Annotated in this window: 13 protein-coding genes; 11 read left to right on the top strand and 2 right to left on the bottom strand. The window is 35.2% G+C overall.

The window, feature by feature from the left end:
- Positions 1 to 283 precede the first annotated feature (283 nt).
- The 3 genes from V7014_RS14700 (at position 284) to V7014_RS14690 (ending at position 4,567) form a co-directional block, all read left to right on the top strand.
- Entirely contained in the window at positions 284 to 1,606 is a 1,323-nt protein-coding gene (locus tag V7014_RS14700; RefSeq protein ID WP_335508190.1) for a M48 family metallopeptidase, read from the top strand.
- A gap of 373 nt (positions 1,607 to 1,979) precedes the next feature.
- The gene (locus V7014_RS14695) at positions 1,980 to 3,416 is read left to right on the top strand and encodes a M20 family metallopeptidase (RefSeq protein WP_335508189.1); all 1,437 of its coding nucleotides are present in this window, start codon (positions 1,980 to 1,982) and stop codon (positions 3,414 to 3,416) included.
- A 251-nt stretch (positions 3,417 to 3,667) separates the two neighbouring features.
- Positions 3,668 to 4,567, top strand: a complete 900-nt coding sequence (locus V7014_RS14690) for a carbohydrate-binding protein (RefSeq protein ID WP_335508188.1) — start codon at positions 3,668 to 3,670, stop codon at positions 4,565 to 4,567.
- A 98-nt stretch (positions 4,568 to 4,665) separates the two neighbouring features.
- Here V7014_RS14690 and V7014_RS14685 read toward each other — a convergent pair whose 3' ends face one another.
- Positions 4,666 to 4,917, bottom strand: a complete 252-nt coding sequence (locus V7014_RS14685) for a hypothetical protein (protein WP_335508187.1) — start codon at positions 4,915 to 4,917, stop codon at positions 4,666 to 4,668.
- Positions 4,918 to 5,019: 102 nt separating this feature from the next.
- On the opposite strand from V7014_RS14685, the gene V7014_RS14680 reads away from it, so the two are divergent.
- The 5 genes from V7014_RS14680 (at position 5,020) to V7014_RS14660 (ending at position 7,112) form a co-directional block, all read left to right on the top strand.
- Complete coding sequence (locus V7014_RS14680) at positions 5,020 to 5,244, top strand: tautomerase family protein (RefSeq protein WP_335508186.1); 225 nt, start codon at positions 5,020 to 5,022, stop codon at positions 5,242 to 5,244.
- A gap of 105 nt (positions 5,245 to 5,349) precedes the next feature.
- Positions 5,350 to 5,523, top strand: a complete 174-nt coding sequence (locus V7014_RS14675) for a hypothetical protein (protein WP_335508185.1) — start codon at positions 5,350 to 5,352, stop codon at positions 5,521 to 5,523.
- A gap of 332 nt (positions 5,524 to 5,855) precedes the next feature.
- Complete coding sequence (locus V7014_RS14670; protein ID WP_335508184.1) at positions 5,856 to 6,533, top strand: phosphatase PAP2 family protein; 678 nt, start codon at positions 5,856 to 5,858, stop codon at positions 6,531 to 6,533.
- Between the two features lie 11 nt (positions 6,534 to 6,544).
- On the top strand, positions 6,545 to 6,724 hold the full coding sequence (locus tag V7014_RS14665; protein ID WP_335508183.1) for a hypothetical protein: 180 nt from the start codon (positions 6,545 to 6,547) through the stop codon (positions 6,722 to 6,724).
- A gap of 10 nt (positions 6,725 to 6,734) precedes the next feature.
- A complete protein-coding gene (locus tag V7014_RS14660) occupies positions 6,735 to 7,112 on the top strand; it encodes a phosphatase PAP2 family protein (RefSeq protein ID WP_335508182.1) in 378 nt (125 codons plus the stop codon).
- A gap of 45 nt (positions 7,113 to 7,157) precedes the next feature.
- Here the strand turns inward: V7014_RS14660 and V7014_RS14655 are convergent, their stop codons facing one another.
- Positions 7,158 to 8,126 (bottom strand): sporulation protein, encoded by a 969-nt coding sequence (locus tag V7014_RS14655; protein WP_335508181.1) that lies wholly within the window; start codon positions 8,124 to 8,126, stop codon positions 7,158 to 7,160.
- A gap of 93 nt (positions 8,127 to 8,219) precedes the next feature.
- On the opposite strand from V7014_RS14655, the gene V7014_RS14650 reads away from it, so the two are divergent.
- The 3 genes from V7014_RS14650 to V7014_RS14640 all read left to right on the top strand — a co-directional run bounded on the left by V7014_RS14650 (position 8,220) and on the right by V7014_RS14640 (position 10,496).
- Positions 8,220 to 9,035, top strand: a complete 816-nt coding sequence (locus V7014_RS14650) for a DUF6944 family repetitive protein (protein ID WP_335508180.1) — start codon at positions 8,220 to 8,222, stop codon at positions 9,033 to 9,035.
- A gap of 130 nt (positions 9,036 to 9,165) precedes the next feature.
- Complete coding sequence (locus tag V7014_RS14645; RefSeq protein WP_335508179.1) at positions 9,166 to 9,615, top strand: CoxG family protein; 450 nt, start codon at positions 9,166 to 9,168, stop codon at positions 9,613 to 9,615.
- A gap of 50 nt (positions 9,616 to 9,665) precedes the next feature.
- The gene (locus V7014_RS14640) at positions 9,666 to 10,496 is read left to right on the top strand and encodes an aldo/keto reductase (protein WP_335508178.1); all 831 of its coding nucleotides are present in this window, start codon (positions 9,666 to 9,668) and stop codon (positions 10,494 to 10,496) included.
- Positions 10,497 to 10,529 lie beyond the last annotated feature (33 nt).

Raw genomic sequence — 10,529 nt, 5'->3', positions numbered from 1 at the left:
TTGTAAACTTAAATAGTTTTACAAAAAAAGTGATTTTTCATGGTTTTTCTACAATTTCTGTTTATACAAGAAGAGAAAAATAGAACCTTATTCCTATTTGATAGAGAGAAGTATGAGAGAAAGAGAATAAAGTAGGATAGTAGGGGGCGTATAAATAAAATGCTAATGTACTATTTTTGTATAGTTTGTATATTTTCACTAATTTCGTCTTGTTTTCTAGAAAATACACAATTATGATAGGAAATGTTGTTTAAAAAATAGAAGAGGATGTTGATTCACAAAAATGAATGAAAATTTACAACGTAGTTTAGTACATAAGAAAGAATCTGTATACCTAGGATTTGCCATTATTTTTAGTTTGTTATTTTATATTGTTTTTGCCCTTTCCGTTATAGGTATTGTTATTATTCTTTTTATCGCCCTTATTTCATTTTTATTTCATGCCATTAGCATGGCGCAAATTCGAAGAAATGCCGTTAGGATTTCCCCACATCAATTCCCAGATATTTATGAAAAGGCGGTAATGCTCTCAAATGAAATGGAATTGAAGAAGGTTCCAGCCATGTATGTAATTGAAAGCATGGGAATGATGAATGCTTTTGCCACTCGTTTCTTCGGCAAGAACATGGTTGTTGTATACTCAGAAATATTTGATTTAATTGAAAGTAATCAAGAAGATGAAATGATGTTTGTATTAGCACATGAATTTGCACATTTAAAGAGACGACATGTGTTATTGCACACGTTGATCCTACCTACTATGTGGATTCCTTTTCTAGGTGAGGCTTATATGAGAGCATGTGAATACACGTGTGATCGTTACGGGGCTTACTATACGAAGAATATGGAAGCAGCTCAAAATGCCCTTACTATTTTGGCGATAGGGAAAAAGCTACAATATCGCGTTAATCAAGATGCATATATGGCTCAACTCGAAGACGAAAAGGGATTTTTCCACTGGTTAAGTGAGAAGCTATCTACCCACCCTGATCTTCCAAAACGAATGAACAGTTTATACAATTGGCAGAACCCTTCGGAGTATTCGTTATTTAAAGAGCGTAAACGAAATATTTTCATTGGTTTAGTATTTGTATTTGTAATTATTCCAGCATTCGTATTTGGTATTTACTATGCATTCGAAAAAATTGATTCTGTCATTAGTGAAGCTATATTGGAAGACGAATGGATTGATGATGAGTATAGTGATGAGTATAGTGATGAGTACTATGTTGATGGTTACACAGAATTAATGAATGCTGCAAGTATTAATGCGCTAAGAGATATGAAAAAAGAAATTGAAAATGGTGCAGATCTGGATGCAGTTGATAATGAAAACTGGACAGCCCTTCACTATGCAATTGATAATTATGCCTATGAAGCTGTTGAACTGTTAATTCAATCAGGATGTAATCTCAACATACAAGACTCTGATGGTGATACACCACTTTTGTTTGCGACAATGTATGGATACTCAGATATCGTGGAGCTTCTAGTTAACAATGGAGCTGATCAATCGGTTGTAAATAAAGAAGGATACACGGCATATGATTATGCAGTTGAAAATAATCAAGGAAATAAAAAGATTCTTAATTTGTTAGCAAATTAAGAAAGCAATGGCGATTCTTCATAAAGAAGAGTCGCTATTTTATATAGTAGATGAAAAAGTTGCTTAAGTATTCAGAATATTTTATCCTTTATTAAATGACATTGTCAATTTATGTATAGGAGTGTTGAGATGAACGAGTTTATTCAGGAGAATCTGCAAAAAAATATTATGTCATATGAATGAAGAAGACTTAAATAGGGATGTTGATGTTCCAGCATCCAAGAATACGGTAGTACCTGGGCCTGCGAAAAAACAATCTTGCTTAAGTATCATGCGGGTCAAATAGTGTATTTGATGAAGCTGTTACAGGAAGGGAATCAGCATATATTGAAATGGAGACATTAATTTTCACAGCGAAAGAAGGGATTTAGATTTGAGTTTACACTCAAAAGTGAATGGAATTATCGAAGAAAGACGTCATTCTTTTATCGCATTGAGTAATAAAATATGGGACTATGCTGAAACAAAGTTTGAGGAATTCCAATCTGCCGAGGCTATTTGTCAGTTACTAGAACAAGAAGGATTTATGATTGAGCGAAATGTAGCTGGAATTCAAACAGCCTTTACCGCTAGCTATGGTTCCGGAAAGCCTGTTATTGGTTTGTTAGGTGAATATGATGCACTTCCAGGCTTAAGTCAAAAGGAAGAAATAGCTTTCTATGAGCCTATATTTGAAGGTGGTAATGGACATGGCTGCGGTCATAATTTACTTGGTACTGCACCGATTGCTGCCATTATTGCTGTTAAACAAATAATGGAGGAACAAGGCTTATCGGGAACAATTCGATATTATGGCTGTCCTGGAGAAGAAGGAGGATCTGGAAAAACCTTTATGGTACGCGATGGTGCATTTAAGGATGTTGATATAGCTTTAACTTGGCATCCTACTAGCTATTCAAGTGTGTTTTCTTGCTCAACGCTAGCAAACTATCAAGTTTATTTTTCTTTTAAAGGGAAAGCTGCACACGCATCTAGCTCTCCTCATTTAGGGAGAAGTGCACTTGATGCAGTCGAGCTTATGAATATGGGAGTGAATTATTTACGAGAGCATATCATTCCTGAAGCAAGAATACATTATGCGGTTACTAATCCGGGTGGTGCATCAGCGAATGTCGTACAATGTGATGCGGAAGTTCAATACTTAATCCGTGCTCCTCAATTGAGAGAAGTGAAGGCCATTTATGAACGTGTTTTAAAAGTTGCTCAAGGCGCTGCACTAATGACAGAAACAGAACTAGCAATTACCTTTGATAAGGGCTGTTCGAATTTTATGCCAAACCATACACTAGGTAAGGTACTACATCATCATCTTCAAAAAGTGAGCTTACCAAACTACGATAAAGAAGAATACCGTTTTGCCGAGAAGATGATGGAGACAATTACAAAGCAAGATCAGGAAGCCACATTGAATGAAATCAGCAAATTGACGGGAAAACCATTGAAAAAATTAGTGAATGAATTCGATAATCATCCTTTCTTTTCGGATATTTTTACATATGTAGAAGGAAACCAAATGATTTATTTCTCAACAGATGTTGGCGATGTAAGTTGGGTTGTGCCAACTGCGCAATTCTTTGGATCTTGTTTTGTGGCAGGAACGCAATTACACTCTTGGCAACTGGTGGCGCAAGGGAAAACAGGATTAGCTCATAAAGGTATGTTGCAAGCAGCAAAAGTGTTAGCGCTTACGACAATCGATATGCTAATGAAGCCGAACATAATTGAAGAAGCCAAGCAAGAATTACTTGAAGAACGAAACGGACTGTATCAATGTCCAATTCCTCAAGGTGTTAAGCCCTCCTCTTTGTAGGGGAAGAAGGTAATATCATTAAATGGAAGTTTAATAATAGGCCATTTAGATTATTTTATCTTGATGGCCTTTTTAAATGAGCGGAGAACGAGAAATATGAGCAGAGAACGAAATATATGAGCAGAGATAGATGAAATGATAAAACAAGTTAGTAGGCGTTAAAACCAATTATCATATGGACAATTATCCAAAGCATTGAAGTATCAATAAAATATGACATATTGATATTTGAATACTAGGAGGTATTTCCTTTGTTTAACTATAATCCTTATGATTACATGTTTAGGTCATTCTCTCCCTATATGATGCAGCACTATCATATAGATCCAAATCCATTCCCTTACTATAATCGGTATCAAGGTTTCGATACAGCATATCCTGATTGTCTTTTCAATATGAATCCTTCATTTGGTTATCCGATATATCCTGATAATCGTGTGTTTACTCCATATGATGGAGTAAGGCCTGTATATTTCGATGCGTATTACCAAGTTGATCCTACTACGGAATATGGTGAGGATGATATACATGAAGGTGGTTTTTATTATAATTTGGATGATGATGAAAGATATCTTCATATTGAAGATGTAGAAGCGAGAGCGCAGTGGAGTGAATGGGAAAATCTTGGTTCTCCTCGAGATCGAGGAATAAAAGATGCTCCTGCAGTAGCTTCAAGAGGTCCCAATCGATTAGATACATTTGTACAAGACCCGAATAATCGCTTATGGCATAAGTGGTGGAATGGTCGACGATGGAGTGATTGGAATGCTATAGAAGGACAAATATCATCTTCTCCAGCTGCTGTTTCATGGGGAGGTAACCGTATCGACCTTTTTGCTCGAGGTATGAGAGGTAGTTTATGGCATAGATATACAGAAGGAAATAGATGGAGTCAATGGGAAGACCTTGAGGGAGAAATCACATCAGCACCAGCCGCGTCATCAAGAGGTCCTTTCCAATTAGATGTTTTCGCGCGCGGCACGAATGGTAGTATGTGGACTCGATCATGGAACGGTAGACGTTGGAGTGAATGGCAGGACCTTGGTGGTCAAATCACGTCAGGACCAGCAGCCGCTTCATGGGCTCCAAATCGAATGGATGTCTTTGCCCGAGGCACAGACAACAATATGTGGCATAAGTGGTGGAGTTAAATAAAGAATAAAAAACTGTCTAATCGGGCAGTTTTTTTGTGTTTCCATACCATAAACTGGTATAAATGGTGTGATATAATAGTATTGGTAGAAATTAATTAAGATGGATCTATATAATTTTTTTTAATATCTGTAATTTTTATAACAAGTGGGCTACCTTGATAGTATCCTTTCCGGGGTCCACTTTTAGCAAATTTCGTTTCATAAGTTGTCTTAAAAATACGGTTGACTAACCAATCACCATGCATTACAACATAGTCACAATAAGGATTTTCACAATGAACCCAAACAGGTTTTGTATCTGTTTGAATAAGAGGTTCACCACATTTACAAATGTCTTGTTTCTTCATCGATTTCTCCAATCTAACGAGTTTGTTAGTAACATCATATAATAAAATAATATATAGGTGAAATTTTTAGTGGAATGAACTGGGGAAGGGAAGCGGGGAAAAATGCCAATAATTACAGTGCAATTAGCAAAAGGTAGGACAATAGAGCAAAAACAACAATTTGTGGAGAGAGTTACAAGAGAAGCGGCTAAACAATTGGATGTTAAGGAAGAATGGGTAACGGTGTTATTCAATGAGTATGAGCGCGAGAATTGGGCGTCGGATGGTCAAATCCATGCGATTAAGTATGGACCAGGTTTTGGGAAGAATGGATCGGATTCATTATAGTAGTCCTAGGTAATTATTTTATACATAGGCAAATAACAAATAACACTTTTTTTTAGGTTGCATAGAATAAGGAAGAGATAGGCGTATATACAAGGAGTGACCTAAATGAGCAATACTCAAGCTACGGAGACTCAAATTGAAGAGGCAAAGAATATTTTTATAGGTAGGTTATTTACATTAGGTGGATCTGCATTATTCCTAATTGGTTCTTTAATTGCAGCTATTGTTGGTTATCAAGCATTAGTAAATTTGCTTGAGCAAAGATCTTCGTCTACTTAAGAGTATTACCCTTTATGACATATTTGGTCAGATTAGAAATAGCTAGGAGCTTTATTTAGCTCCTTTTTGTAATTAGATCTTAACTTACAAAAGTGTAAGGTTATGTCACTTAAATAAATACTAACAATTATATGATTATCGTATACTAACTTTAACAAGATTATTTAATAGTTTTAGAGGGTATTGATATGACTATTTTAATTTCTTAAGCCTTAAGTTGTATGGAATATTAATGCTGTGGCTTCATAAAAAAATGTGTAATTGAAGGTAAAATGAGTAGAGAGTTACATATGAACTTAATCTAGTTTAATTAGAAAGGTGGAAGGTTTTAAATGAAAAAGTATAATATTACATCTTTTCACCCGATTTATTATATATTGCTTTTAGTGCTAATTAGTCCAATTTACGCTATATTAAATCAGTCAACCGCAGGAGCTGTTGATGTGACTATCGGGTTAGATGATCATATTCCCTTTATTAAGGAATGGGTTGTTCCATATTTATTGTGGTATCCATTTATTTATGGGATGTTAATCTACTTATGCTTTGTTGATCGTAAACTTTACTATCATGCTTTAAGTAGCATGATTATTGGAAAGCTGATTTGTTTTGTTATATATTTTTTCTGGCAAAGCACAGTGCCTCGCCCTGAAGTAGTGGGAAATGATATCTTTGCTAATTTAATGAGATTTGTGTATAGCACAGATCAACCGGTAAATTGTTTGCCAAGTATTCACGTGTTAACAACATTTGTCATTATGATGGTCGCATTTCAACGTAAAGAACAAAATAAATGGGAGTATGCGTTTGTGACGTTATTTGGTAGTCTTATTATTCTATCAACATTGTTTACAAAGCAACATGCGATTCTAGATGCAACAGCTGGCATGCTTTTAGCGTTCTTTGTTCTTGCAGCTGTCCAATTAGTTACATCTAAAATACATTTGTTTCAAGTCAATCCTTTCAAAGCAAAGCATGCAAAGGAATTGAAAATAGTTAAAAATAAATAGAGGTTTGTTTTATGAATCATAAGTTTATTATAACCATGATGATAGTTTCGCTTGGCATATTTACAATTTTCGCAATAGCAACTTCAGTAAACGATGAATTAGTAATGTATCAATTTGTCATTTCATGGTTGCATAGTATTTCGTCTCCTACATTTATACTAATGATGGATTTAATTACAAAGCTAATCTGAGATTATTTTGTTGATAACGCTAGTGATTGCTGGATTTATGTTGTATAAAAAAGCTGTCCTTCATTCACTATTCGTTTTATTTGTTACAGCTAGTGGGGTAGGAGTAAACTATGTATTAAAGGTTTTGCTCCAAAGAGAACGCCCAGAAGATACAGAATATATAGATGTTTTTGTCTATTCATTCAAATTAATTTCATATAGTTTTCCAAGTGGACATATGATGCGCATTACGCTAATTGGTGCAGTGGTTGGTTTAAGTAGAATTGTGTTAGGCGAACATTTTCCATCAGATATTATAGCTGCTATTTTTGCCTCAATTGTTTGGTATTGCATCAGTCTATATTTGCTGTTCTATATAAAATCGAAATGGTATTTTCGCATTAGTTAATAAGAGGGTCCCCATTAATTGGGCACCCTCTTATATTTCTCTTACTTAAAATTCATCTTCACCGCCAATGAAATCATCGAAATCGCCAGTAGCTTCTTCAAAGTCTTCTGTTATATCATCAAATTCATCCATAATTCCCTCTACCATATCATCGAAATCGTCAAGCATTTCATTAATAAGCATAGTCCCGATCATTCCAATGGCTAAGCCACCAACCATGCCTGGAACCTTATTTTTTTGTCCAGGTGAATGACTTTCTTTATGGAAGTTTTGTTCAAATGAGAATGGTTGTGAAAATAAATAAGGTTGATCCATTAATTCAGCAATATGTTGTTTCAATATTTGTGTAACTTGTTGTTCATTTTTTAGTACTTCTTCATCTAATAGGAATTCACGTTTAGCTTCCACTTCTTTAAAGCTAGTTTTAATATCCACTTCTAGCCATACGCGAATACCGTTTGCCTCGGTAGCAAAACGAAGTTCAATTTCACTTACTTCACCAGCAAACATAGTTGTTGGGAAAAAAGCAAATTCTTGTCCATAAGCATCTAACTTTCCTGATGTCGCTTGTTTACGGAAACCTAATGAGTTAAGTGCATTAAAGATAGTATCCAACTTTTGATTTGGTGTTACTTTAATATCATCAACATCTTTACGATCTACGCCTTTATTGATATCTAAATTCGTATCGAAGAAGTAAGAAACAGTGTTACTAGAAAGTGGAATATTAGATGGGATTTCATAATGAAATGGTAAGACCTTTACCTCTTCGGGACGAATAACATCCATTGAGCTAATTGGTATAGTTGCAATTTGTTGTATAGTTGAACCTTGTTTTAATCTTACATTCATCATGAATCTAACAGCTAAATGGTTAATGTTCTGTTCAACTTCTCCACCTTGAATGACAATTACACCTCGAATACTTTCCCCTGACTGATATTCGTGGTTGTCGAGTTTCAAGTCAACGGTGGCAGCCCCTTTACCTAATTTAGCTAAAATCTGTTTAAACATGTTTGTTTTTCCCTCTCCTTGTTAACCAAAAATTTATAACCTATAGGATATTTGTGAATCTTGCGGATTTGGTTGAATATCATACTAACATCAATGAATGATACGGTGGTGAAGCCTGTGGTAATGGAAGTAACAAATTCAAATAAAGAGCATTTGAAATCAATGGAAGAGAAGCCTCAAGAGTATATGAAGGAGCTAGAGGAGAATGAAAAGGAAGAAAATGAAAAGCAACGAGAAGTATGGGAAAGGATCTATAAAGAAAACGCTGAAAATCTAGAATTATCGGGTGGATGGTTTATTCTTGCGGGTACAATTATAGTAGCGATAGGCGAATCAAAAGTATTTATTCAGGATATGGAAGAAGGAAAAAATGGTGTTGTGATAGGAAGTGCTGTAGAGGCGTTGGGTAATACTTTACAAGCCATAGGTATTGCAAAAGTGTATGAGGTCGAACCGTTACCACCATATTTAACTGCTAGTGCTGGATGTTGGTTGCAAGCAGGTGGTAACGCTACAAATGCAGTAGCAACTGAAATTGAAATCCAAGGGGAGGAAGAAGAAGGGGAAAGATTAAATGCTCTTGGTAGTGGCGTTCAATCTTATGGTGCCTACATAGAGGCTGTAGGGAACCGTGCATTACCACCCTTTATCATGCAGGAAACCCTTATTACAGGTAACATTTTAATTGCGATTGGTTCTGCACTTGATGCCATTGGTCAAATATTTTTGCTGCAAGAAAAGGAAGAAGCAGGAGGGTTATTACTTGTTTCAGGGGCATGGATTCAAGTACTAGGAGCAGCTTTAGAAGTGTACGCGATTTCTATTCATAATTCTGTTGCTGTTTTTGAAGAAAGAAGTAAGGAAGAAAGTGAACGTTATTCTTATGGTTATGCAATGTATCAAAGATAAATAAGTTTGCTAAAGGAGTTTTTTAATAAAGATTGCCATTCATGAATCTAATAAAAGCAGGAAAAACATATAGATAAATCGAAAAGTTATGACGTAAGAAGTTTTTCTAATGTGAAAGTGGGGAAAATAGATGCCGAGTAGTAATCATATTGTGGAGTTAAACATGCCAAGTCATAAAGTATGGGAGTTTGTAAGTGATTTAAATAATTGGGCACCACTTATGCCTGGCTATATTGCACATGAAAATGTAAATGAGAAGGAAGCAACGTGGGATTTCTTAGGTGATTTCGGTTTTATGAAGAAGAAAGTGAGTTTGAAGGTAAACCGTATCATTCGTGTTGAAGAATCAATGATTACCTTTGATTTAGAAGGAATAAATGATAACTTTGATGGCTCTGGCTCTTTTGAAGTGAAAAGTCTTAATCAAGATTATACTATATTAACAGGTAGTCTTGATATTTCATCAGGTGGTTTTATGGGAGTAATGATAAACAATGTGTTAAAGACATTTGTTCCGCAAACAACGACGGAGTTGGTAGAAGCAATCAGTCATGAAATAGAGGGAAAAGTAGTGTCTTAATTAGTAAATTAAAAAATCTTTATACAATATGTTAACTGGAGGTTTTTTCAATGATTAAGAGTTTGCAAGATACAATTACATTGCATAATGGTGTCGAGATGCCGATGTTTGGGCTAGGTGTATGGCAGGTGGAAGATGGTAATGAAGTAATTCACTCGGTGAAGAGTGCGATTAAAGCAGGGTATAAAGCCATTGATACAGCGGCTATTTATCGTAATGAAGTAGGCGTTGGAACAGCCATTAAAGAGAGCGGTGTGGCTAGAGAAGATTTGTTTATCACAACGAAAGTTTGGAATGCCCATCAAGGCTATGAAACAACGCTTGATGCCTTAGATAAGAGCTTACAGAAGCTTGACCTAGATTATGTTGATTTGTACTTGATTCATTGGCCAGTTGCAGGCAAATATAAAGATACTTGGCGCGCATTGGAAAAAATCTATCGAGATGGTAAAGCTCGTGCTATTGGAGTAAGTAATTTTCATATTCATCATTTAGAAGATTTAATAGAGGATGGAGAAATTATACCGATGGTTAATCAAATTGAATTACATCCACTCTTATCACAATTAGAACTACGGGATTACTGTGCCACAAAAGGAATTAAAGTAGAAGCCTATTCACCGCTTGGAAGTGGCAAACTTCTCAAACATCCAGCTTTACAAAATATTGCTGATAAACATGATAAAACAATTGCACAAATTATTTTACGTTGGGATTTACAGCAAGATATTATTACGATTCCTAAGTCCATACATGAATCGCTTATTATTGAAAATGCGAATATCTTTGATTTTGTGTTAAGTGAAGAGGATATGAGGATTATTAATGCTTTAAATGTTAACGAACGTTTTGGTGCAGATCCAGATAGTTTTAATTTTTAAGACGTATTAGAAACTATCAAAATGAGTATAAAT

This window comes from Bacillus sp. JJ722 (genome assembly GCF_036963345.1).
In the GTDB taxonomy this organism is placed as follows: Bacteria; Bacillota; Bacilli; order Bacillales; family DSM-1321; genus Bacillus_AD.
This window is presented reverse-complemented; position numbering and strand designations above follow the sequence as displayed.

Excerpts from the sequence above, each read along its gene's own strand:
- V7014_RS14700 (WP_335508190.1), top strand. The coding sequence starts at position 284 with ATGAATGAAAATTTACAACGTAGTTTAGTACATAAGAAAGAATCTGTA.
- V7014_RS14685 (WP_335508187.1), bottom strand. The coding sequence starts at position 4,917 with ATGAAGAAACAAGACATTTGTAAATGTGGTGAACCTCTTATTCAAACA.
- V7014_RS14680 (WP_335508186.1), top strand. The coding sequence starts at position 5,020 with ATGCCAATAATTACAGTGCAATTAGCAAAAGGTAGGACAATAGAGCAA.
- V7014_RS14675 (WP_335508185.1), top strand. The coding sequence starts at position 5,350 with ATGAGCAATACTCAAGCTACGGAGACTCAAATTGAAGAGGCAAAGAAT.
- V7014_RS14670 (WP_335508184.1), top strand. The coding sequence starts at position 5,856 with ATGAAAAAGTATAATATTACATCTTTTCACCCGATTTATTATATATTG.
- V7014_RS14665 (WP_335508183.1), top strand. The coding sequence starts at position 6,545 with ATGAATCATAAGTTTATTATAACCATGATGATAGTTTCGCTTGGCATA.
- V7014_RS14655 (WP_335508181.1), bottom strand. The coding sequence starts at position 8,126 with ATGTTTAAACAGATTTTAGCTAAATTAGGTAAAGGGGCTGCCACCGTT.
- V7014_RS14650 (WP_335508180.1), top strand. The coding sequence starts at position 8,220 with ATGAATGATACGGTGGTGAAGCCTGTGGTAATGGAAGTAACAAATTCA.
- V7014_RS14645 (WP_335508179.1), top strand. The coding sequence starts at position 9,166 with ATGCCGAGTAGTAATCATATTGTGGAGTTAAACATGCCAAGTCATAAA.
- V7014_RS14640 (WP_335508178.1), top strand. The coding sequence starts at position 9,666 with ATGATTAAGAGTTTGCAAGATACAATTACATTGCATAATGGTGTCGAG.